Origin of the sequence: Parahaliea mediterranea (assembly GCF_017255185.1) — a bacterium.
In the GTDB taxonomy this organism is placed as follows: domain Bacteria; phylum Pseudomonadota; class Gammaproteobacteria; order Pseudomonadales; family Halieaceae; genus JAFKCZ01.
The window spans coordinates 1-21,536 of record NZ_JAFKCZ010000020.1; the positions used below are offsets into that span (position 1 = coordinate 1).

Sequence of the window (21,536 nt, forward strand, 5' to 3'; positions counted from 1 at the left end):
AGAAACAAGTCCGTATGGACTTACGTCGATAATCTGAAGATGGCACAACTTGGGCCAGCCTTCTAAGAAGGCTGGCTTCACAGCCCCCTTATAGGGGGCTAAAAGCAAGTCTGCGTTCTAAGAACGCAGATGTTTACTCGACCACCGGGTGCGTGGCGCAATGAATTGCGCCCTACAGGGAGCGCACGCCACCCCCCTGTAGGGTCGAATTCATTCGACCACCGGGCGCGTGGCGCAATGAATTGCGCCCTACAGGGAGCGCACGCCACCCCCTGTAGGGTCGAATTCATTCGACCACCGGGCGCGGCGCAATATTGGGTCCGTGACCCTACAATATGGGCGCAAACAAGCGCGCGATACCCATGCCCAGCGGAAACCAGGGCGGTTTGTCCGCGATCTCCTGCGGAGTGACCCGCCTGGAGTGATTGATGTCTTCCTCCAGCATGGTCTGAACCTGGTCGCAGAACTCCGCGTTGTGCACCAGCAGGGTGATTTCGAAATTCAGGCGGAAGGAACGGTTGTCGAAATTCGCAGTGCCCACCCCGGCGACGGTGTTGTCCATGAGCAGCACCTTCTGGTGCATGAACCCGCCCTGGTAGCGGTAGACCTTGACCCCGGCGGGCAGCAGTTCCCGGGTGAAGGCCCAGTTGGCCATGCCCACCACCGGGCCGTCCGGCTGGTCGGGAATGATGAGCCGCACGTCCACCCCGCGCAGCGCGGCCAGCTGCAGCGCTGAAATGATGCCGCGGTCGGGTACGAAGTAGGGGCTGGCGATCCAGATACGGTGCCTCGCTTCCACGATCACCTGGTGGAACATCAACCCGGCTTCTTCCATGGTGCTCGCCGGGTCCGAGGCGAAAACCAACACGTTGGCGTCGCCGCAGGGGCGGGATTCCAGGCGCAACTGGATATCCAGCGGCGAGCGGGTGGCCCAGCGCCAGTCGGTGGCGAAGGCCAGCTCTGTGCCCAGTACCGCGGGCCCCCGCAGGCGCAGGTGTGTGTCCCGCCAGAAGCCGTGGCGCTTGCTCAGCCCCAGGTATTCGTCGCCGATATTGTGCCCCCCCACCCAGGCCTGCTCGCCGTCCACCACCACAATTTTGCGGTGGTTGCGGAAGTTGAGCTGAAAGCGGTTGCGGTGGCCCTGGGTGGTGTTGAAGGCCGCCACCCGGACGCCGGTCTGGCGCAGCTGCTTGCACATGCGGGTGCGGTGGAAGTTGCGGCTGCCGATTTCGTCGTACAGCAGGAATACTTTGACCCCGGACTGCGCCTTCTGCGACAGGATGCGGGTGAAGCGTGCGCCGAGGTCGTCGTCGCGGATGATATAGAACTCAATCAGTATGTAGCGTCGGGCGGTTTCCAGTCCGCCCAGAATGCTGTCGAAAGTGGCCTGGCCATTGATCAGCAGCTCGACGTGATTGCCGCGGGTGGCCGGTGTGCGGCTCAGATTGTACAGGCTGTTGTACAACGGGAGGTCGTTGGGGTAGTCGAGCAGGTAGTCGTCCAGGGCGTTATGGGTGCGCTGCAGCAACTGGCGGGTCTGCCGCTCGATTTCCTGTTTCTGTTCCAGATAGCCCTCGAACTTGGTGCGACCGAATATCCAGTAGCAGGGCAGGGCGATGTAGGGCACGGTCAACAGGGAAATGGCCCACGCAATGGCGCCCTGGGCGGTGCGCACCCTCATGATGGCCTCGACCGCGGACAGGATGGCCGTGAGGTAGAACAACACGGCGACCGCGGCGATGACCTCGCTGTACATTTGCAGGTTCATGCCGTGCCTAGTCTAGCCGTTAACCGTCGCCGATACATCCGCCAATTGAGCTGGCGCAAGGCAGCGCCGGTTGAACTGCGTTAACATTGCACATGCACACTGATTGTTCGCGGGTCAATATGGTCCCGCCGTTACACGAGGAGACAAGCCACCATGACTACGATCGATATCGGTATCAACAAGGAAGACCGGCTGCAAATCGCCGAGGGCCTGAGCCGCCTGCTGGCCGATTCCTACACGCTTTACCTGCAGACCCATAATTTCCACTGGAACGTTGTCGGGCCGAAGTTTCGCGAATTGCACTTGATGTTCGAGGAGCACTACACGGAGCTGGCCACCGCCGTGGACGAGATCGCCGAGCGTATTCGCACCCTGGACGTGGCCGCGCCGGGCACCTACAAGGAATTTGCCCGCCTCAGCGCCATCGAGGAGGTCGATGGCGTGCCGGAAGCGGAGCGCATGGTGGATCTTCTGGTCAAGGGGCACGAGCAGGTGGTGAGGACCTGCCGCGATGTGCTGCAGCTGGCCCAGGACGGGGACGACGAGTCCACCGCGGCGCTGGTTTCCGATCGCATGCGCATCCACGAGAAAACCGCCTGGATGCTGCGCGCCCTGAACAAGTAGGCGCTCCCTTCGCCACCGCCGGGCGTGTCGCTCACCCGGCGAGCTGGCGTATCCGTTGCGCCGGCGAATCAGTAAAGTAGCTGGGCCTTGAGTGCGGCGATATCCGCGGGGGCCAGCTCCAAGCCGTCGCGCGCGTAGTTGTCGAACCCGCCCCAGTGCTCGTCGATGGCGGCGAATGCCGCCTCTAGCCAGTGGGCCTCCACGCCCATGATGACGCGGATATTGTCCGCGGCCTCCTCGCCCTTGAACAGCCGGAGCATCAGCAGGTCCCTGCCGTGGGCCTCCAGGGCCGGCTCGCGGCTCGCCATGTAGTCCGCCATGATCTGTTCCCGGGGCACGCCCAGCAGGCGCAGCAGGATGGCGGCGGCGTAACCGGTGCGGTCCTTGCCGGCGGTGCAGTGCCACAGCACGGGTTTGCCCCCGGCCTGCAGCACGCCGCGCACGAATTGGCGGAACTGGGGGGTGAAGGTGGTGGCGAACTGGCGGTTGGCCTCGACCATCAGCGCGTCGGGGTCGAAGCCGTCGAAGTTTCCGCTGTCGATTCGCGCCATGACCTCGCCGACCATGGCGGAGTTGCCGGCGTCCAGGGTCGGGATCTCCAGCACCTGGAAACCGGGCGGTTCGGGAAGTTTGTCGGGGGCCTCCGCCTTTTCCTGCCGCGAGCGGAAGTCGATCAGCAGCGCGAGATCCAGCCGCTGCAATTGATCGAGGTCCCAGCGGCTGGCCTCGTCCAGCGCGCCCGAGCGGTACAGCCTGCCCCAGCGCACCTGTTTGCCGTCCTCGGTGCGGTAGCCCCCCAGGTCGCGGAAGTTGTCGATCCCCTCGAAGCCCAGCACGCGGTGGTCGGCGCGCTGTGCCTCCGGTAGCGCCGCGGGCACCGCCACCGGTGTGGACGGTACGAACTGGATGGCGCTAAACAGCAGCAGCGCGGCGGCAAAGCCCGCCCACAGAATTGGTTTCTTCACATCCGCCTCGTGGTTGTCTGCGATGCGGCCATCGGTGGTCCGTCGGCCCGGTGACAGTTGAACCGGCGCAGGATAGCACCGCCCGCGCAATCGGGGCACCCCGATCGCGCGGGCGGCGGGAAAAAGCCGCGGCGCGGTTTAGCCTTTGTGGACGTTGTCCGGGCCCCAATAGGCTTTCATGCTGGCGATCTTGCCGGCGTCATTGAATTCGAACACGTCGATCACGTCCAGGCTCATGCCGGGCATGCGCACCTGGAAGGGGAACGCGACCGCGTTGCCGGCGCAGCGCGGGACGCCGCTCAGTGCCAGTGTGGGGCCGGCGCCCAGGGCGCCTTCGTAGAAGGCGCAGATCGCCTCGATACCGCGGTGAATATCGCTGCCCACCGGGTCTTCGACGGTGGCGTCATCGGCGAACAGCTCGCGAATGATACCCAGGTCGTTGTTGGCGAAGGCTTCGACGTAGCGGTCGACGATGGCGAGTTTGTCCTGGCTTTCCATGGGTTTGTGTCCTTATCCCGTTTGTAGGCGTGAATGTTTCAATCAATAGCCACAGAGGCTGGCGTAGCGGTCCTTGTGGTAGCCGGTATCGCCCAGCAGCTGCATCGCCACCCGGGCGCGCTTGAGGAAGAAGCCGATCTCCAGCTCATCGGTGACACCGATGCCGCCGTGCATCTGCACCGCCTCGTTGGTCACCCGCTTCGCCAGCTCGTTCAGCCTGGCCTTGGCGAGACTGGCCAGCAAAGGCAGTTGTTGCGGATTGTCGTCGACGCTGGACAGGGCTTGCAGCACCACCGAGTGGCACAGCTCGATATCCGCCTGCAGCTGCGCCGCCCGGTGTTGCAGGGCCTGGAAGGAGCCGATGTGTACGCCGAACTGTACCCGTTCCTTCAGGTAGGCCACGGTGCGCTCGAACGCTTCCCGGGACAGGCCCAGCATTTCCGCCGCCAGGGCCACCCGGCCGCGGTCCAGGACCTGCTCCAGCAGGGGCCAGGCGGCGCCGGCCTCACCGATAATGGCGTCCTCGGCGATCGCCACATCCTCGAAGCGCAGGTTGGCCGCGTTGCGGCTGTCGGCCATGATTGTGCGCTGGCACCGCACCCCGGGCGCGTCGCGCGCCACCAGCGCCAGGCTGAGGCCGTCGCGGTCGCCGGTATCGCCACTGCTGCGGGCCACCACCAACAGGTGGTCGGCGCTGTGACCGTCGGCGACGAAGCATTTGTGGCCGTTGAGCCGGTAGCCGTTGTCGCCGCGCTCCAGCGTGGCGGCGATATGGTGGGGGCGGTGGTGATGAGTTTCCTCCAGCGCCAGGGCGAGGGTGGTATCGCCCGCCGCCAGCGATGGCAGCAGGGCCGCCTTCTGCGCCTCGCTGCCCCCCAACAGGATTGCCGAGGCGCCCACCACGGCGGTGGCGAACAAGGGCGAGGCGCTCAGGCTCCGGCCGCATTCCTCAAGCACCACGCCGAGCCCGGTGAAGCCAAACTCGAGGCCTCCGTACTGTTCCGGCAGGATAATGCTGGCCCAGCCCAGCTCCGCCATGTCCCGCCACAGGGCCGGGTCGTAGCCGGTGGCGTCGCGGCTGTCGCGCAGTTTACGCAGCGCCGCCACCGGGGCCCGCTGGTCCAGGAACTCGCGGGCGGTATCCCTGAGCAGTCGCTGTTCTTCATTCAAGACAAGTGCCATGTTTTCTACCTCTGTTGGGCTCAGGATTGGGGTAACCGCAGTACGTTCTTGGCGATCACGTTGAGCTGAACCTCGGAGGTGCCGCCGGCGATGGTCATGGCCTTGGACATGGCCCACAGTCGCAGGGTATCGAGTTCCGCGGCGGTAAATTCGTCGCCCTCCCAGCCGAGACCGCGACTGCCCATGATGGCCAGCAGCAACTCGCTTTTGACCTTTTCCGCCTCCGTCCCCAGGTATTTCATCACCAGCGGCGCCGGACTCTGCACGCCGGCGGCTTTTTCCTCGAAGCAGCGGAAGTGGGTCAGGCCGATGGCGTGCATCTGCATGTCGTAGTCCACCAGGTCCGAGCGCAGTTGCGCGTCGGCGATACGGCCGTTGTCGAAGGCCAGGTATTCCCTGGCTGCGGCGGTGGGGGCCACCTGCTGGCGGGGCGAGTCGCTGCCCAGTTCGGACATGAGCTTGCGTTCGTGGACCAGCAGCGCCTTGGCGATGCTCCAGCCCTGGTTCAGTTCGCCGACCAGGTTTTCCTTGGGTACCTTGACGTTGTCGAAGAAGGTTTGGCAGAACTCGGATTCGCCGCTGATCAGTTCGATCGGGGTCACGCTGACCCCCGGGCTCGCCATGTCGATCAGCAGGAAGCTGATGCCCTCCTGTTTCTTGGCCGCGGGATCGGTGCGCACCAGGCAGAATATCCAGTCGGATTTGTCGGCGGAGGTCGTCCAGATCTTGCTGCCGTTGACCAGGTAGTGATCGCCCCTGTCCTCGGCCCGGGTCTGCAGGCTGGCGAGGTCCGAGCCCGAGCCCGGTTCCGAGTAGCCCTGGCACCAGCGAATTTCACCGTTGACGATGGCGCGGATATGCCGCTGTTTTTGCGCTTCGTTGCCGAACTCCAGCAGGGCCGGACCCAGCATCCACACCCCCAGGCTGTACAGCGGGGTGCGGGCCTGGATGCGCTTCATCTCCTCCTTGAGCACCCGCGCCTGCCGCGGGTCCAGGCCGCCGCCACCGTAGGCCTCGGGCCATTCCGGGGCGGTCCAGCCGCGATCGCGCATGTGTTCGAACCACAGCCGGGCGTCGTCGCTGGGGAAGTGGCCGCCGCGGCCCCCCCAGTACTGTTCTTCCGGGGTGGCGGGTTGGCGCTGGCTCTCGGGGCAGTTGTCCTGCAGCCACTGGCGCACTTCCAGGCGAAACTGTTCCAGGTCTTGCACGCGGAGGGTCTCCTGCTCGGGTTGTTGGGGACGGTCGTCGATCCGGGCCAGCTTAACGGCCGCCCCCGCCGAGGCAATGACCATATCAGTCACCGCTGGTGACAATACAGCACAGGCGGGGCCCGCGCGGGCAATTGGCGGGGCGCGGTACAGTGCCGCGAACCGGGCCGCGTTGACCCCTATGGCGGGCGGGCGCATGCTGCCGGGAGTGAATAATCATAAAAAGGAGTGCGCGATGGGCCGATTCGAAGACAAGGTGGTACTGGTGACCGGAGCCGGCAGCGGTATCGGCAAGGGCAGCGCCCTGCGTATTGCCGCCGAGGGTGGCTCGCTGTTCTGCGTCGACCTGGATGCCGGGACCCTGGCGGCGACCGTTGCCGAAATCGCCGAGGCCGGAGGCACCGCTACCGCCCATGCCTGTGACGTCAGTGACGAGGCGCAGGTGATCGCCTGCGTCGAAGCCTGTATCGAGCACTACGGCAGCCTGTACGCGCTGATCAACATGGCGGGCATACTGCGTTTCGACGACGCCCGCGAGATCGAGCTGGCGCAATGGCGGCGGGTGCTGGATATCAACCTCACCGGCACCATGCTGCTGTGCCGCGAGGCGCTGCCCCACCTGGTGAAAACCGGCGGCAGTATCGTCAATGCCGCCTCCACGGCGGCGCTGTCGGGCCTGCCCTGTGGCGCCGCCTATTGCGCCAGCAAGGGTGGGGTGCTCGCCATGACCCGCAGTATCGCGGTGGATTTCGCCAAGCAGGGCGTGCGCGCCAATTGCGTTTGCCCGGGGGATATCAATTCGGGAATGACCGAGGGCATCGACTGGCCCGACACCATGGATTTCGAACTCATGCCCCGCATCATGTCCCTGTCCGGCCCCAAGGGGCCGGAGGCCATCGCCGGGGTGATCGCCATGCTCGCTTCCGAGGACGCGATTCACATCACCGGCGAGGATGTGCGGGTGGACGGCGGCACCCTGTCCTGACCGGGCCCTATTGCCCCGGCAGGGGTGTGGGGTCCCTTACTGTGGTTCCGTGAGTACCACCGTGGCGCTGCGGGTGTCGCGCCCCCGGCGCAGCTCCACCTCCAGGCGATCGCCGGGCTGGTGCTTTTCCAACACGCTCAGGAAGTCGTCGTTGCTGTCGATTTCCCGATCATCGATGCGGGTGATGATATCCCCCAGTACGACCTCCCCGCGGCTGTTGCGGTAGGCGCCGCTGATCCCGGCCTCCGCCGCCGGCAGTCCCGGGAATACCCGGACCACTGGCACGCCGTCGATGCGGTAGCGGCGAATCCAGCGATCGCTGGCCAGTTCCAGGCCCATTACCGGGCGCTGCATGCGCCCGTAGGCGATCAGTTGCGGCACCACGTCGCGCACCGTATTGACCGGGATTGCGAAGCCGATGCCGGCGCTGGCCCCGCTGGGGCTGTAGATGGCGGTGTTCACCCCCACCAGCTGGCCCAGGGAGTTGAGCAGGGGGCCGCCGGAATTGCCCGGATTGATCGCGGCGTCGGTCTGGATCACGCCGCGGATGGTGCGGTTGCTGGGCGCCTTGATCTCGCGGCCGAGGGCGCTGACCACGCCGGTGGTGAGGGTGGTGTCCAGGCCGAAGGGGTTGCCGATGGCGAGCACCTTGCGGCCCACGGTCAACTCCGAGGAGTCGCCCAGGGGCAGGGTGACCAGGTCCTTCGGCGGGTCGGTGATGCGCAGCACCGCGAGGTCTTTTTCCGGGGCGATGCCCACCACCTCGGCGTCGTGCTCGCTCTGGTCCTGGAGGGTAACGGTCAGCCGGTGGGCGCCGGCGATCACGTGGAAATTGGTGACGATCAGCCCGCTGTCGTCCCACACGAAGCCGCTGCCGGAGCCGCGCGGAATTTCATGGATGTCCAGCGAGAAAAAGTCCCGGCGCAGGGCCTTGTTGGTGACGTAGACCACCGCGGGGCTGGCCTTGCTGAAGATTTCAGTGCTGTTGGCCTCGTCCTCGGTGGCGAAGCTCAGGTAGTCCGGCGCGGCGAGGGTGGACGCCGGGCCCAGCAGGGCCGCCAGCAGTGCGAATAGGCTGAACAGGGTGCGCATGGTGTTTGTCATTCTCCTTGTGAATACTGCTCGATAAACGCGCGGATTCGCGCCGCGTTGGCGCCGAGGTCACCGACCCCGACCCGGGACACGGAGCGCAGGTCCACCCGCGTGCCGCCGTCCCCGGACGGGCGAAGGCGAATCGCCACGTCATCCTTGAAACCCATAATGGGGGTGGTTGCCACGGCTTCAAGCTCGCCCTTTCGGGGGGCCTGATAGACCACCTCCCAGCCCAGCTGCTCGGCGGTCGTCACGGCCCGCGCATAGGCGGCCTCCGGGGCCAGCGAGCTGCGCAGTGGCTGGATATCGGCATAGGCGGCACGTTGGGCCGCGTGGGTTTGCGGGTTGGGTTCGAGGGAGTTGGCCTCGCGGCCGCGCAGGGCCGGCGCGTGGGAGAACACCGGCGGTCGCGTCAGATCGGTGCTGATATCGTGGATGGGCGGATGATCCCCGCGCCCCGCCAGCACCGTGGCGAGCAGCACGCTGCCCGGTAGCGCCGCGAGGACCGGGGTCAGCAGGGCGCCGCGATGTCGCCGCAGTCGCGGCAACAGGCCGGCGATCACCGCCAGGGCCAGCGCCGCCACCGATACCAGGCAGGCGGCGGCGTAGAGCAGCAGGCCCGGCTGCCACCAGCCGAGTCGTACCACGAGTACCGAGGCCGGGAGGGTGAGCAGGGCGGCGATCGCCGCGCCGCGCAACCATGTCAGTCCCGCGGGACTGCGCGCTGTTGTGTTCATCGCCTGTTCCTCCTCGCCCCACTGTACCAGAGCGGCGTCATGTACAGGGACAGCGCCGTTGCGTGAATGGTTCAACAGTACTCGCCAGCGACGGGCGATCCCTTCGGGCCGATTGAGCTTGCGCCGACCAGCTGTTCTACTCGGGCACTGGCCCCGCCGCGCGACGGTCGTCGCGGCGATGGCGGGCGTGGTTTGTGAGCGGATCGAGGAGGCGACATGGAAAAACTGGTTTATCCCCTGTGGGCGCGGGCGGGGACCGATGGGGACGCGCTGCGCGACCGGCTGCTGGGGGAGACCATTCCCGCCCTGCGGGCCCTGCCGGGCACCCGGGCGGTGCGCCTGACGGTGGCCGATGGCGCGGTGGCCGCGGCGGCGGGCAAGCGGGTGGCGCGCCGCGAGCCGCTACCGCAGGCGGTGTTGTCGCTGTGGCTGGATAACGGCGGCGAGCGCGCGGACCAGGAGGCCCTGCTCGCCGCTGCCTGCGAGGACTTCCACACCCTGCTGGTCACCGAGGCGGAGCCCATCGTCAATACCACGCAGCCGCCGGCCGCCGACGGACGCGTGCCGGGGATGTGCCAGGTGGTATTTCTGGAGATTCCACCGCGCCTGGGCCGCGACGAGTGGCTGTCGGTCTGGCAGGGCAGCCACACCCGGGTGGCCATCGACACCCAGGGCACCTTCGGCTATCGCCAGAATGTGGTGGTGCGGGTACTGCGTGGCGACGACGCGGTGCCCGCGGTGCCCGCGGCGATAGTGGAGGAAAACTTCCCCGCGGCCGCGATGACCTCCGACCACGCCTTCTACGGCGCCGCGGACGACACCGAGCTGGCCGCGCGGGTCAAGGCGATGATGGACAGCTGCGCCCGCTTTATCGACTTCGACCGGATCGACGTGATACCGATGAGCGAGTACGTGTTCGGCGGGTGACTGCTGCGGGCCGACGACTGAGCACAGCGCCCGGCCGGCTTGTGGCGGCCGGGCGCTGTATGAGGTTAACCGCCCAGCGCGCGAATCCGGTCTTCCAGCGGCGGGTGGGAGCGGAACAGGTTGGACAGGCCCTCTTTCATCTTCTCGGTGATGCCGAAGGCGGTCAGCTCCCCGGGCAGGTCCTGGGGCAGCCCCTGTTCCGCGCGCAGGCGCTGCAGGGCGGCGATCATGGCCGCGTTGCCCGCCAGTTGCCCGCCGGCGTGGTCCGCGCGGTACTCGCGCCAGCGCGAGAACCAGAACACGATCATGCTGGCCAGGAAGCCGAGTACGATTTCGGTCACGATGGTTACCGCGTAGTAGCCGATGCCGTAGCCGCGTTCGGTCTTGAACACCACCCGGTCCACGGTGTGGCCGATAATACGGGCCAGGAACATCACGAAGGTGTTCACCACGCCCTGGATCAGGGTCAGGGTGACCATGTCGCCATTGGCGACGTGGCCGATCTCGTGGGCCAGCACCGCGCGCACCTCCTCGGGGCGAAAGCGTTGCAACAGGCCCGCGCTCACCGCCACCAGGGCGTCGTTGCGGTTCCAGCCGGTGGCGAAGGCATTGGCCGCCTCGGAGGGGAAGATGCCCACTTCGGGCATGCCGATTCCCGCTTCCCCGGCCAGTTGGGCCACGGTGTCCACCAGCCATTGTTCCTCGCGGTTGCGGGGCTGTTCGATGATGTAGGTGCCGGTGCCGCGCTTGGCCATCCACTTGGACAGGAACAGCGAGATCAGCGAGCCGCCGAAACCGAACAGGGCGCAGAACACCAGCAGCGGCCCGAGATTCAGGTCCACCCCGTTGGCGGCCAGGATGCCCTCCAGGCCGAGCAGGTTGAACACGATGCTGACCAGAACCAGCACCGCGATATTGGTTGCCAGGAAAAGCAGGATTCTCATCGCTGGTTTGCTACCTTATGACGCCCGTTCGCGGGCCTTGTGATCCATTGAATATGACGCCATTGGGGGCTTTTTCAAGTGCCCGCCTGCGGGCGCCTTTCGCGGGAAATGATTGCCGGGCTACGCTTCGGCACCCCTGGCGGCGCTGTCGCTGTCGCCAGCGTCGGCCCCGCCGTCAGCTTCCGCGACGGGTTGGGGCAGGGGAGTGTCGCTGACCTCCAGCACTGGCTCGCCCTTGGGGCCCAGTTCGGCTGGCATCACTTCGCCGCGCAGCGTCACGTCCTTGGCGCTGAGTTCGACCAGGGTGTTGATGCCCTCGTCCTGGTGCTTCACGCGCAGCACCGCGCGCGGGTCGGAGCCGTCGACCCAGGCCTTGCTTTTGCCCCAGTAGTGTCCATGCTGGTTGCGGATGACAAACACGTCGCTCATGGTGGAATGCTGTGCTCCTGTCGATAAATGTGCGGCGGGCAGTTTACGTGCAATCGCACGGCCTGTCAGGCGGTGCGCTCCACCCGCCCGGGACTATCCCAGCAGGAAGTCCTTGGCCTCGTTGATCTTGGCCGCCAGGTAGCCGCTGCCGCCGCGGTCGGGGTGCAGCTTCTGCATCAGGGTGCGGTGGGCGGCGACGATGTCGTCGTCGCTGGCGCTCTCGTCGAGGCCCAGGATGGACAGGGCCTCGCGGCGGTTCATGCCGCCATCGCTTCCGCCATTCCCTTGCTGCTGCCCGGTGCCGGTGTCGCCAGCCCCGCCCGGAAAGCGCTGCTCCATGTAGCCCTGCAGCAACTGGGCCGAGTCGGCGTCCTGCTGTTGGCAGTAGGCCATCAGCTCGTCCAGCTGGTCGCGGTCCATTTCATCGAGGTACCAGTCCTGGTACGGCCCCTTGAGCACGTCGCCGCTGAGGTTGCCGTTGCCGTGGTCGAGGCGCATGCGCAGCACCTCGGTTTCCACCGTGGATTGCTGGGGCCCGCCCTGGCCGGCGCGTGATTTCAGCGACGACAGCATCGGGAACAGCCGCACCAGGGTGGGCAGTAGCTGGCGCATGGCCACCAGCAGGCCGGTCAGCGCCGCTCCCACCCAGTGCATGCGGCCGGTCAGGGTGAGGCCGATGACCACCACCACGGCCACCGCCAGCCCCAGCTTGATGTACTCGGCCCGGCGCTTGTGGGGCGGCTGGTTGCGTGCGCGCTGGTAAAGGATGTAGACGACGGCCGCGATGGCCAGCAGTAGGAGAAGACGGGACACCGGTTTCCTCAGGGTTTGAGTTGCTGGAGCAGCAGTTTAGCACTCTGTGAGGGATTGTTTTCCAGCGCCTTGCGGCCGCCGCTGGCGTAGCGGGCCACCGCGCCGAGCAACTCGGCCAGGGTGTGCGCGCTGGCGCTGTCAAACCGGGCCCAGGCGCCGCCGGCAAGGCGCGCCATGCGCTGGAAGGTTTCCCGTACCGGGACGATATCACCCTCCTGGAACAGGAACAGGGGCAGCTGGCGCAGGCCGCATTCCCCCGCCAGTTGGCACAGGGCGTCGGGGCTCTCCTCCATGGCATCGCCGATGAACACCAGCGCCCGCAGCGGGTTGCGCCGGTGTTCCTCCAGGGCGTGGCGCAGCAGGCGGGCGATCTGCGTATGTCCGCCCTCGCAGTATACCCCGGCCATCAGCTTCGCCAGGGCCTGGCTGTCGTTCAGCCAGGGGCTGGCGAAGAATTCGCCGAAGCCCCGGTAGTAGCACAACTGGACGGACAGGGTGGCGATATCCCGGGTAGAGCGGAACATCTGCTGCTGCAGGTGGCTGGCGGTGTCCCAGGTGGGTTGGCGGCTGGCGGTGGCGTCGATGGCGAACAGCAGGCGCGGCTGGTGCCGGGCGACCTGGCTGATGGCGCGACTGGCGCCGAGGAAGCGGGTGATGTCGGCGGAACTGGCGCGGCGCGAGGGGGGGCGGGCCATGGGAACTGGGTGTTGCCTTGGCTAGTGCTGCCCCAGTTTGCCGATTTGCTGCAATTCCTGGAGGTAGTGGCGGCGCTCGGTCAGCTCGTGCACGGCCTGCCGCAATTCGCGCTCGCCGATGGCGTGTTCGCGGTTGTTCACCAGCTGCCACAGCTTGCGGCTGCACAGCTCGGTGGCGTCAAATGATCTGTTACCTGTGTTCATGGGGTTTCCTGTTGTCTTTTCTTCCGTGCCCGCAGCGCGCAAGTCGCGCCGCGGTGGCTCTATCCTGGCCCGCCGGGGGCGGGCGGCCGTCGCAGTACCAGCCTAGTACCTGATTGTGACAGCGCTGTGATAGCGGAAGTTCGCGTTGCCGCCGGATTTTTAGCCAGCTTACCCGCTCGTGGGTGAAAAGGGAAAGGGGGGCTCGCCGAGGAAATCCGGGCCCTGCAGGCGGGGCGGCTCCCCGGCCCGCCACAGCGGCAGGGTGAAACGCGCGGTGTAGCGCGCCGGCGGCGCCACCTCGAAGGTGCGGTCCACCTCCGCGACACAAACCAGCGATACCCGCAGTTGTTCCGCGCTGAACTCGGCGATGCCATAGCCGTGGGCGGTGCTGTCAACGAAGGCCAGGCCGGGGTTGGCGGCATTGGGGCCGAGCCACCGCGCCAGGCGCGGGCTGCCGGTGCGGTGGAAGCTGTAGGCGGCGAGTACGCCCTGCAGCAGGGTCATGTTCCAGTTGGGGAAGGTGCGGCCGTCGTGGCTGGCCTCGACCAGTGCGGCAAAATCGGGATGGTCCTCGCCGGCGATGGCGTGGACGTTGTCGTACAGGGAGGAGGAGCTGATGCCGGCGCAGCTGAAATCGGCGATCACCGGTGCTGCCGCGGGGTCGTGCCCATCGGCGTGGATGAGCCCGGCGCCGTGCATGTGGTGGTCTCCCGAGAGGGACACCAGCCCGGTGACGCCGGCCTGTTGCAAGGCATTGACAATTCGCGTCGCCTCGCCCGGGTAGCCCTGCCAGGCGTCGATACTGAACACGCTGTCCTCGTAGTCGGTGAAGGGGACACTGGACAGGTCGACGCGCAGTGGCAGCAGGGGGATGGAGTTCCCCCAGAGTTTCCAGGTGGCGCTGGAATCCCTGGCGCTGGCGAGCAGCCAGTCCCGCTGTTCGGCTCCCAGGCAGGTGCCGGGAGGGCGCGCCATGGCGGGGTTGGGGGTGGCGCCGTCGCCGTAGGGCAGTCGGGCCGGTGGCTGGCCGCCGTCGTAGCCGCTGCCGCCATCGGCGATAGCGATCAGCGGTACCGTATTCATCGGCAGCCCCAGCTTTTCCGCCATGCCGGATTCCAGGCAGGGCGGGCTGCGGTAGCTGCGGGCGTCGGTCAGCAACAGATCGAGGTGCCTGCCCCAGCGCAAGCGACGGTAGATGCGCAGGCTGTCCCGGGCGCGCTGGTTGTCGGTCTGTTCGTCGCCGGTGAATTCGGTGGGCCGCAGGTCGTGGGCGGGCTGGCCGTCGAGTTGGTCCAGCACACTGGGAACATACTCGAACCAGGCGCGGTTGGCGGCGAGTTTGCGCTGGGCCTCCAGCTTTGGTTGGTGGTGATAGGAACTGTAGCTCTGGAAGTTGTCGTCGCTGAACTCGTGATCGTCCCAGGTGCTCACAAAGGGCCAGCGCGCGCGGGCGGCCTGCAGCCAGGGGTCGCTCAGGTAGGTGCGGTAGAGATGGCGATAGTCCGCCAGGGAAACCGCATGGCGGTTGTCCTCGCCGTGCTTGCCATCGGGGAAGGGGGGCAGTACGCGTGGGTTGGGTGAGCCGTCCAGGCGTTTGTGCCAGCTGCGCTCGTAGATGAAATCGCCCAGGTGTAGCACGAAATCAATCTGCTGGTCGGGCGCTGCCGCCTCGTCGTCGGCGAGCATGCGCGCCCACGCGCCGTAGTAGCCCTGTTCATAGTTCTGGCAACTGGCGAAAGCCACGCGAACCCGCCGCGGCTGGCCGGGTTCCGGCGCGGTGCGCGTGCGTCCCACGCGCGAGACCGTGGCGTCGGCGCCGAGGAAGCGGTAGTAGTAGCGGGTATCCGGCTGCAGGCCATCGACGTAGGCGCGCAAGGTGTAGTCGTTGTCGGCGCTGGCCGCCAGCGTCGATACCAGTAGTGGATTGGCGAAGTCCGCCGCGGTGGCCACTTGAAGCTGCACCTCCGCGCGGGACTCGCCGGCGGGGGGTACCGCGCGCGTCCACAGCATCACCGCGTCGGGCCTCGGGTCGGCCGAGGCAACGCCCTGGGGAAAGCGCAGCGGCAGGGCCGCGGCCGGTGCCGGCGCAAAAGGCGCGGCCAGCCCGCGGGTGCTGACAACAAAGGTACCGCTGGACATCAGTGCCAGCAATTGGCGTCGGGAGAGGGGCATAGTGCGCGCCGTGCAGGAACTTTAATCGCTAATGTATCCCAGCGGCCCGGGGATTGAAACGCCGGGCGGGGAATCGCGGCGTCGCCGCTCGGTTGCGATAGTTGAACCAGTCTGGATCGTTAGCATGATCATTTGCGGTGGTCCCGGTAGCGGGCGGGTTTGAGTCTTGTTGCCGCTGTGGAAACTGGTTCTAATGTGGGCAGGCAATTACCGAAGCTGTGGCGGTGCGGCATTTGCCGTGCACCGCGTACAGCGAAACATAACGATAACGTCGAGGTGTGCCATGCCCGTTTTACCGTGTATCCCCAAGTCCCTGTTCGCGCCCAGGCCCTGTGTATTGCTTGCGGCGGCGGTGGCCTCCGCCCTTCAGGTCACGCCCGCCGGCGCGCAGGACCTGGTGCTGGAGGAGGTCGTGGTCACCGCGCGCAAGCGCGCCGAGAGCCTGCAGGAAACACCGGTGGCGGTCACTGCCCTCGACGCCTCGGCGCTGCGCGACGCCGGGGTGCGCAACCTGGCGGACCTCAACCAGATCGCCCCGAGCATCGATGTCGCCAGCGCCAATGGCAATGCGCCGCTGGCCAACGTCTATATCCGCGGCGTGGGGCAGCGCAACTCCGGCGCCAATATAGACTCGGGGGTGGGCATTTATATCGACGAGGTGTACGTGGGGCGGCCGGACGGTGCGCTGCTGGATCTCAACGATGTGCAGTCGGTGCAGGTGCTGCGTGGTCCCCAGGGCACCCTGTTCGGCAAGAACACCACCGGCGGCGCCCTGGTGTTCACCACCAACAAGCCCACCGACGTGTTCGAGGGCTCCGTCGGCATGCGGGTGGGCAACCTGGATCGCCTGGACGGCGATTTCGTGGTCAATGTCCCCGTGACCGATACGCTGTGGACCCGCCTGTCCGGCGTCGCCCGCTCCCGCGACGGCTACATCGATAACCTGTTCGATGGCGAGAACTACATGGACGAGGATCGCCAGAGCCTGGTCTGGCAGACCCGTTTCGTGCCCACCGACGACCTCACCCTGGACCTGAACCTGAACTGGGCCAAGACCGACCAGACCATGCGCCCGCAGAAATGCCAGCTGGTGCCGAGTGTGGAGGGCTGGCAGGCCGCGGTCTTTAACACCCTGGCAATTGTGCCGGCCACCGGCAAGACCGTGGACGAACACTGCCAGGAAGCCGCGGAAGCGGGGGATGGCAACACGGTGATCTCCGACCTCGGCGGCGACTACGAGTCGGAGAACAAGGGCGCCTCGCTGACCGCGGAATGGGCGATCAATGACAGCCTCAGCCTGAAAAGCATTACCGCCTGGCGCTACACCGAGGCCTCGCAAAACGATGAACTCGATCATATTGGCGTACCCTTCCTGCACCGCACCAACAGCGTGCACCCGAGCTTGAGCGGCCCGGCGGAAACCGACCAGTACAGCCAGGAGCTACAGCTGGTGGGCAGCGCTTTCGACGAGCGCCTGCAGTATGTCACCGGCCTGTACTGGTTTAGCGAGGAAACCCAGGGGCGGATCAACCTGAACTACCTCGGCCCTTTCGATCCCGCGATCGGCAACCTGTTTTTCCTCAATGCCACCGCCACGGGCCTGGCGGCGGATAACTCGGCCTGGGCGGCCTTCAGCCAGGTGGAGTGGGAGTTCAACGACAACTGGCGGGCTACCCTGGGGCTGCGCTACACCGACGAGGAGCGCGAGCTGGAGCGGGTAAACTGGAATCTGGATCCGGCCACACTGGACGCCAATGGCGGTCCGGTGGTGGCCCTTGGCGGCGGCCTGTTTTCCGTTCAGCGCCCCTCCTTTGAGTACAATCCCGATTTCGACATGGTCGTTACGGACCGTGCGCGCGGCAAGACGGACAACAGTGACGTGACCCCGATGGCCAGCCTGCAGTACCTGATGGGCGAGTCCGACTGGATCGACCAGGGCAGCCTGTACCTGACCTACAGCGAGGGCTTCCTCTCCGGCGGTTTGTCCGAGGCGCCCACCGGTGATCTGGAGGAGTTCGAGCCCGAGGAGGTGGAGAACTGGGAACTGGGCTTCAAGCTGGACCTGCTCGAGCGGCGCCTGCGGATCAACGGCGCGCTGTTCTCCACCGACTACACCAACCGCCAGCTGACCACGCTGGTGATCAATCCCCAAACCAACTCCCCCACCGGGGCGACCATCAATGCCGCCAAGTCCAGCATCGATGGCCTGGAACTGGAAACCACCTGGCTTGCCACCCGGAACCTGCTGGTCACCTTCAATATGACCCTGGCCGATGGCGACATCCAGGAGTTCGACGATACCCAGCTTCAGGTAGCGGATACCACCGTGCCGCCGCCGCCCGGTTGTACCCGGGCCAACCTGACCCTGTTGGAGGTGGATGCCTGCCCGAAGGATCGCTCGGACGAGAACCTGCCCCGCCTGGCGGAGCAGACCTACATGCTGGCGGCCCAGTACACCCTGGAAACCGGTGTTGGCGTGTTTATGCCGCGGGTGCAGGCCAGCTGGAAGCTGGACATGGACTTCTGCTTCGACGCCACCAGCTGCGAATCCGGACTGTGGTTCGAGGACGAGCAGTTTGAACTGAGCGCCCGGCTAACCTGGATTTCCAATGACGAGCGCTGGGTGGGTTCCCTCTACGGCACCAACCTGACCGACGAGGAGTACATTGTCGGCGGCACCGCCCTGGTGGAATCCGAAGGCGTGGGCGGCGTGGCCTACGCGCCCCCGCGGATGTACGGCGCGGAGCTGGAGTACCGCTTCTAATTATGGGAATTCGGGGGACTATGGGGCCGGCAGTAGCCGGCCCAATACGCTGCTGACCGCGTTTTCCACCCGCAGGATGCGGGGGCCCAGGGCGACCGCCTCGAAGCCGCTATCGAGCAGTTTTTCCACCTCGTAGGGAATGAAACCGCCCTCGGGGCCGATGGCCACCACCAGCGCGTCCCGGTTGTCTGTCGGGGGCAGGGGGGCGTCGTCCCGGGGGTGTGCCAGTAATGCCCGCCGGCCGGCCAGCAGCGCCGGCAGGCGGTCTTCGACGAAGGGCTTGAAGCGCGGTTCCAGGTGCACCGCCGGCAGTACCGTGTCGCGGGCCTGCTCCAGCCCCTGCAGCAGGTAGTCGCGTACGGTGCCGGGCTGTAGCACCGGCGTCTGCCAGTAGCTTTTCTCCACCCGGTAGCTGTTGATCAGGACCAGGGATTCGACGCCGAACTCGGCGGCACTGCGCAGGATGCGCCGCAGCATTTTCGGCCGCGGCAGGGCCAGCAGCAGGGTGACCGGCAGTTTGGCGGGCGGCGGGGTGTCGAGGCTGAATTCGATCACCGCGCGCTGGCGGTCCAGTTCGACCAGTACGCCCTGGCCCATCAAGCCTCCGGTTTCTCCCACCCGCACCGTGTCGCCGGGCCGGGCGCGGTGCACCGTATGCAGGTGTTGCAGGCGGCGGTCGCTGACCGCCAGGCGGCCGGGGGCCAGCAGGTCGTCGGCGGTGAACAGCAGCAGGTTCAAGAGCTGCCTAGCCCGCCCAGAGGTCGTACTCGTCGGCGGCGGTGACTTCCGCCTCCACGAAATCGCCGGGCTGCAGATCGGTGATGCCGTCGAGGTAGACCTTGCCGTCGATCTCCGGCGCATCCGCGGTGGAGCGCCCCACGGCGCCCTCGGCGTCGACTTCGTCAATCAGGATTTCAATGGTCTTGCCCACCTTGGCCTGCAGTTTGTCGGCGCTGATCTGCTGTTGCAGGGCCATGAAGCGTTCCCAGCGCTCCTGCTTCACCTCTTCCGGCACCGGATCCGGCAGGTCGTTGGCGGCGGCGCCGGTTACCGGGGAGTACTGGAAACAGCCCACCCGGTCCAGTTGCGCCTCGCGCAGGAAGTCGAGCAGGATCTCGAAATCCTGTTCGGTCTCGCCGGGAAAGCCGACGATGAAGGTGCTGCGCAGGGTGAGGTCTGGGCAGATGCCGCGCCAGTGCTGGATGCGGTCCAGCACCTTTTCCGCGGCGGCGGGGCGCTTCATGCGCTTGAGCACCGCCGGGCTGCCGTGCTGGAAGGGGATGTCGAGGTAGGGCAGGATTTTGCCCTCGGCCATTAGCGGGATCACATTGTCGACGTGGGGGTAGGGGTAGACGTAGTGCAGGCGCACCCACACGCCGAACTCGCCCAGCGCCTCGCACAGTTCCTGCATGCGCGTCTTCAGCGGCCGGCCGTTCCAGAAGCCGGTGCGGTATTTCAAGTCCACGCCGTAGGCGCTGGTGTCCTGGGAGATCACCAGCAGCTCGCGCACGCCGGCCTTCACCAGCCGCTCCGCCTCTTCCATCACATCGCCGATGGGCCGGCTTACCAGGTCGCCGCGCATACTGGGGATGATGCAGAAGGAACAGCGGTGATTGCAGCCCTCGGAGATTTTCAGGTAGGCGTAGTGGCGGGGGGTCAGCTTCACGCCCTGGGGCGGCACCAGGTCCACGTAGGGGTCGTGCACCGGGGTGTGGGGCACGTACTGGTGCACCGCGCCCACCACCTCCTCGTAGGCGGCCGGGCCGGTGACGCTCAGTACCTTGGGGTGCAGCGCGCGGATGGCCGCGGCGTCGTCGCCCTTGCCCATGCAGCCGGTGACGATCACCTTGCCGTTCTCGCTCAGGGCCTCGCCGATGGCGTCCAGGGATTCCTGCTTGGCGCTGTCGATAAAGCCGCAGGTGTTGACCACCACCAGCTCCGCGTCCTGGTAGCTGGGCACGATGTCGTAGCCGTCCAGCTTGAGCTGGGTGAGGATGCGTTCGGAATCGACCAGGGCCTTGGGGCAGCCGAGACTGACAAAGCCAACCTTGTTGCTGGACATGGGATAACCTGCGGGATTTGAGCCGGAAAAGGGGCGCGAATTATACCGGCCGCGGCTGCCACTGTCTGTAGCGGTATTGCTCGCTGAACCACGGCTTGCGGCCTGGCGGCGGGGGGCGGCTGACCGCTGCGGGGCCGTCGGCGCGGCTGCTATAGTGGCCTCACAACAATAACAGCGGGGGATACCCGGGTGAGGGATGCCATGACTGAGGGCCGGCGCGCCGCGGTTGGCACGGGTTACTGTATCTTCGCCAGCCGCGTCGGCGCGACATTGCGCCACCTGGAAAGCCTGGGGCTGGATGCGCCGGTGTTGCTGCGCGGCAGCGGTTTGACCGCGTCCGACGTGGACGGCGGCGACGATCCCCGTGTGGTGGATGCCGGTGCGCTGTTGCGGGTCTACGAGAACGCAGTGGCGCAGAGCGGCCGCGCCGATCTCGGGCTGTGCTACGGCGAGGCGGCGGGGGTGACCGAGTACGGGCCGATCGGCTACGCGATGCTGAGCGCCGCCACCGATCTGCAGGCGGTCAATCTGGCGCTGACCTTCCAGCGCCTGTACTACGGCACCATGGCGCGCATGAGCCTGCACCACGAGCAGGGGCGGGGGCTGATCCGCATTGACGAGGCCCTGCCCGGTACAACCGGCCGCCGCTTCTTCCTGGAAATGCTGCTGGCCGGGTTCCTGCGCTTCAATCACGCGCTGGTGGGCAGCCAGACCCAGCTGCTGGAACTGCGCCTGGCCTACCCCGAGCCCGACTACGGCGCGCGCTACCCGCAACTGTTCGGCTGCCCGGTCCGCTTTGCCGCGGCCACCACCGAACTGGTGTTCGATACCGGCATCCTCGCCCGGGCGCTGCCCAATTCCGACGAGATCACCGCCCGGGCCTGCGAGCGGGTGTGTCGGGAGCTGCTGGCGGAGTTCGACCGCGGCGAGCCCATGGCTGCCCGGGTGCGGCGCATGTTGGCCGAGTGCGCGGGGCCGGCGCCGTCGATGGCGGAGGTGGCCCGGGCGCTGGGTTGCCACGAGCGCACGCTGCACCGCCGCCTGCGGGACGAGTCCAGCAATTTCCAGCAGCTCAAGGACGAGGTGGCGCGCGATCGCGCCCTGCTGCAGTTGCGGGACCCGGGGCGCAGCGTCAACACCGTGGCCCGGGACCTGGGCTTTGACTCCCCGTCCAATTTCCGCCGCGCGGTGCGCCGCTGGACCGGATTCACGCCCCAGGAGTGGCGGCGGCGCTGGCGCGCCGGCGGCGGGGCCCGGGTATCGAAAGCGGACAGCGTGCCCGGGATGCCTGTCTGGAATTGACACCCGGCCGGAGTCTTTTCAAAAAATCTATATAAATCAATTGGATGAGTTGTATTTTTGCGATTGACCGGGACGCCTCGCGCGCTATGGTGGAAGGTGCCTGGCACCTGTCCGTGGGGATGGGCGGCCAACAACAATAACGACACGCTCCCGCTCCGGCGCACC

Annotated in this window: 20 protein-coding genes; 5 read left to right on the forward strand and 15 right to left on the reverse strand. The window is 66.6% G+C overall.

The window, feature by feature from the left end:
* Positions 1-328 precede the first annotated feature (328 nt).
* Complete coding sequence (gene cls / locus JYP50_RS19960; protein ID WP_206562334.1) at positions 329-1,768, reverse strand: cardiolipin synthase; 1,440 nt, start codon at positions 1,766-1,768, stop codon at positions 329-331.
* Positions 1,769-1,921: 153 nt separating this feature from the next.
* Between cls and JYP50_RS19965 the strand changes: the two genes are divergently transcribed.
* Positions 1,922-2,392 carry a Dps family protein gene (locus JYP50_RS19965; RefSeq protein WP_206562335.1) on the forward strand — a complete coding sequence of 157 codons (471 nt, stop codon included), beginning with the start codon at positions 1,922-1,924 and terminating at the stop codon, positions 2,390-2,392.
* A 68-nt stretch (positions 2,393-2,460) separates the two neighbouring features.
* Here the strand turns inward: JYP50_RS19965 and JYP50_RS19970 are convergent, their stop codons facing one another.
* The 4 genes from JYP50_RS19970 to JYP50_RS19985 all read right to left on the reverse strand — a co-directional run bounded on the left by JYP50_RS19970 (position 2,461) and on the right by JYP50_RS19985 (position 6,329).
* On the reverse strand, positions 2,461-3,357 hold the full coding sequence (locus JYP50_RS19970) for a tyrosine-protein phosphatase (RefSeq protein ID WP_206562336.1): 897 nt from the start codon (positions 3,355-3,357) through the stop codon (positions 2,461-2,463).
* A gap of 138 nt (positions 3,358-3,495) precedes the next feature.
* On the reverse strand, positions 3,496-3,855 hold the full coding sequence (locus tag JYP50_RS19975; protein ID WP_206562337.1) for a nuclear transport factor 2 family protein: 360 nt from the start codon (positions 3,853-3,855) through the stop codon (positions 3,496-3,498).
* Between the two features lie 42 nt (positions 3,856-3,897).
* Positions 3,898-5,037: an acyl-CoA dehydrogenase family protein gene (locus JYP50_RS19980; protein ID WP_206562338.1), complete on the reverse strand. Its 1,140-nt coding sequence runs from the start codon at positions 5,035-5,037 to the stop codon at positions 3,898-3,900.
* A 20-nt stretch (positions 5,038-5,057) separates the two neighbouring features.
* Positions 5,058-6,329: an acyl-CoA dehydrogenase family protein gene (locus tag JYP50_RS19985; RefSeq protein WP_241263367.1), complete on the reverse strand. Its 1,272-nt coding sequence runs from the start codon at positions 6,327-6,329 to the stop codon at positions 5,058-5,060.
* Between the two features lie 151 nt (positions 6,330-6,480).
* On the opposite strand from JYP50_RS19985, the gene JYP50_RS19990 reads away from it, so the two are divergent.
* Positions 6,481-7,230: an SDR family NAD(P)-dependent oxidoreductase gene (locus JYP50_RS19990; RefSeq protein ID WP_206562339.1), complete on the forward strand. Its 750-nt coding sequence runs from the start codon at positions 6,481-6,483 to the stop codon at positions 7,228-7,230.
* Between the two features lie 36 nt (positions 7,231-7,266).
* On the opposite strand, the gene JYP50_RS19995 is transcribed toward JYP50_RS19990, so the two are convergent.
* Both JYP50_RS19995 and JYP50_RS20000 read right to left on the reverse strand, forming a co-directional pair.
* Positions 7,267-8,322, reverse strand: coding sequence for a S1C family serine protease (locus JYP50_RS19995; RefSeq protein ID WP_241263368.1), 1,056 nt, complete (start codon positions 8,320-8,322; stop codon positions 7,267-7,269).
* Between the two features lie 8 nt (positions 8,323-8,330).
* On the reverse strand, positions 8,331-9,059 hold the full coding sequence (locus tag JYP50_RS20000) for a DUF1499 domain-containing protein (protein WP_206562341.1): 729 nt from the start codon (positions 9,057-9,059) through the stop codon (positions 8,331-8,333).
* A 216-nt stretch (positions 9,060-9,275) separates the two neighbouring features.
* Between JYP50_RS20000 and JYP50_RS20005 the strand changes: the two genes are divergently transcribed.
* Positions 9,276-9,986 carry a hypothetical protein gene (locus JYP50_RS20005; protein WP_206562342.1) on the forward strand — a complete coding sequence of 237 codons (711 nt, stop codon included), beginning with the start codon at positions 9,276-9,278 and terminating at the stop codon, positions 9,984-9,986.
* A 65-nt stretch (positions 9,987-10,051) separates the two neighbouring features.
* Here JYP50_RS20005 and htpX read toward each other — a convergent pair whose 3' ends face one another.
* The 6 genes from htpX to JYP50_RS20035 form a co-directional block, all read right to left on the reverse strand.
* Entirely contained in the window at positions 10,052-10,930 is an 879-nt protein-coding gene (gene htpX / locus JYP50_RS20010) for a protease HtpX (RefSeq protein WP_206562343.1), read from the reverse strand.
* A 120-nt stretch (positions 10,931-11,050) separates the two neighbouring features.
* Positions 11,051-11,359 (reverse strand): hypothetical protein, encoded by a 309-nt coding sequence (locus tag JYP50_RS20015; RefSeq protein ID WP_206562344.1) that lies wholly within the window; start codon positions 11,357-11,359, stop codon positions 11,051-11,053.
* A gap of 93 nt (positions 11,360-11,452) precedes the next feature.
* Positions 11,453-12,172, reverse strand: a complete 720-nt coding sequence (locus JYP50_RS20020; protein WP_206562345.1) for a molecular chaperone DnaJ — start codon at positions 12,170-12,172, stop codon at positions 11,453-11,455.
* A gap of 8 nt (positions 12,173-12,180) precedes the next feature.
* The gene (locus tag JYP50_RS20025) at positions 12,181-12,867 is read right to left on the reverse strand and encodes a VWA domain-containing protein (RefSeq protein WP_206562346.1); all 687 of its coding nucleotides are present in this window, start codon (positions 12,865-12,867) and stop codon (positions 12,181-12,183) included.
* 21 nt (positions 12,868-12,888) lie between these two features.
* The gene (locus tag JYP50_RS20030; protein WP_206562347.1) at positions 12,889-13,071 is read right to left on the reverse strand and encodes a hypothetical protein; all 183 of its coding nucleotides are present in this window, start codon (positions 13,069-13,071) and stop codon (positions 12,889-12,891) included.
* Positions 13,072-13,239: 168 nt separating this feature from the next.
* On the reverse strand, positions 13,240-15,243 hold the full coding sequence (locus tag JYP50_RS20035) for an alkaline phosphatase D family protein (protein WP_206562348.1): 2,004 nt from the start codon (positions 15,241-15,243) through the stop codon (positions 13,240-13,242).
* 283 nt (positions 15,244-15,526) lie between these two features.
* Here JYP50_RS20035 and JYP50_RS20040 point away from each other — a divergent pair, with 283 nt between their 5' ends.
* A complete protein-coding gene (locus JYP50_RS20040) occupies positions 15,527-18,007 on the forward strand; it encodes a TonB-dependent receptor (RefSeq protein WP_206562349.1) in 2,481 nt (826 codons plus the stop codon).
* Between the two features lie 18 nt (positions 18,008-18,025).
* On the opposite strand, the gene JYP50_RS20045 is transcribed toward JYP50_RS20040, so the two are convergent.
* Both JYP50_RS20045 and rimO read right to left on the reverse strand, forming a co-directional pair.
* Positions 18,026-18,745, reverse strand: coding sequence for a 16S rRNA (uracil(1498)-N(3))-methyltransferase (locus tag JYP50_RS20045; RefSeq protein WP_206562350.1), 720 nt, complete (start codon positions 18,743-18,745; stop codon positions 18,026-18,028).
* A gap of 7 nt (positions 18,746-18,752) precedes the next feature.
* A complete protein-coding gene (rimO, locus tag JYP50_RS20050; protein ID WP_206562351.1) occupies positions 18,753-20,069 on the reverse strand; it encodes a 30S ribosomal protein S12 methylthiotransferase RimO in 1,317 nt (438 codons plus the stop codon).
* Between the two features lie 201 nt (positions 20,070-20,270).
* Here rimO and JYP50_RS20055 point away from each other — a divergent pair, with 201 nt between their 5' ends.
* Positions 20,271-21,371 (forward strand): AraC family transcriptional regulator, encoded by a 1,101-nt coding sequence (locus tag JYP50_RS20055; protein ID WP_206562352.1) that lies wholly within the window; start codon positions 20,271-20,273, stop codon positions 21,369-21,371.
* Positions 21,372-21,536 lie beyond the last annotated feature (165 nt).

Bases quoted from the DNA above. Each gene is read 5' to 3' on its own strand.
- cls (WP_206562334.1), bottom strand. From the start codon at position 1,768: ATGAACCTGCAAATGTACAGCGAGGTCATCGCCGCGGTCGCCGTGTTG.
- JYP50_RS19965 (WP_206562335.1), top strand. From the start codon at position 1,922: ATGACTACGATCGATATCGGTATCAACAAGGAAGACCGGCTGCAAATC.
- JYP50_RS19975 (WP_206562337.1), bottom strand. From the start codon at position 3,855: ATGGAAAGCCAGGACAAACTCGCCATCGTCGACCGCTACGTCGAAGCC.
- JYP50_RS19980 (WP_206562338.1), bottom strand. From the start codon at position 5,037: ATGGCACTTGTCTTGAATGAAGAACAGCGACTGCTCAGGGATACCGCC.
- JYP50_RS19985 (WP_241263367.1), bottom strand. From the start codon at position 6,329: ATGGTCATTGCCTCGGCGGGGGCGGCCGTTAAGCTGGCCCGGATCGAC.
- JYP50_RS19990 (WP_206562339.1), top strand. From the start codon at position 6,481: ATGGGCCGATTCGAAGACAAGGTGGTACTGGTGACCGGAGCCGGCAGC.
- JYP50_RS19995 (WP_241263368.1), bottom strand. From the start codon at position 8,322: ATGCGCACCCTGTTCAGCCTATTCGCACTGCTGGCGGCCCTGCTGGGC.
- JYP50_RS20000 (WP_206562341.1), bottom strand. From the start codon at position 9,059: ATGAACACAACAGCGCGCAGTCCCGCGGGACTGACATGGTTGCGCGGC.
- JYP50_RS20005 (WP_206562342.1), top strand. From the start codon at position 9,276: ATGGAAAAACTGGTTTATCCCCTGTGGGCGCGGGCGGGGACCGATGGG.
- htpX (WP_206562343.1), bottom strand. From the start codon at position 10,930: ATGAGAATCCTGCTTTTCCTGGCAACCAATATCGCGGTGCTGGTTCTG.
- JYP50_RS20015 (WP_206562344.1), bottom strand. From the start codon at position 11,359: ATGAGCGACGTGTTTGTCATCCGCAACCAGCATGGACACTACTGGGGC.
- JYP50_RS20025 (WP_206562346.1), bottom strand. From the start codon at position 12,867: ATGGCCCGCCCCCCCTCGCGCCGCGCCAGTTCCGCCGACATCACCCGC.
- JYP50_RS20030 (WP_206562347.1), bottom strand. From the start codon at position 13,071: ATGAACACAGGTAACAGATCATTTGACGCCACCGAGCTGTGCAGCCGC.
- JYP50_RS20035 (WP_206562348.1), bottom strand. From the start codon at position 15,243: ATGCCCCTCTCCCGACGCCAATTGCTGGCACTGATGTCCAGCGGTACC.
- JYP50_RS20040 (WP_206562349.1), top strand. From the start codon at position 15,527: ATGCCCGTTTTACCGTGTATCCCCAAGTCCCTGTTCGCGCCCAGGCCC.
- rimO (WP_206562351.1), bottom strand. From the start codon at position 20,069: ATGTCCAGCAACAAGGTTGGCTTTGTCAGTCTCGGCTGCCCCAAGGCC.
- JYP50_RS20055 (WP_206562352.1), top strand. From the start codon at position 20,271: ATGACTGAGGGCCGGCGCGCCGCGGTTGGCACGGGTTACTGTATCTTC.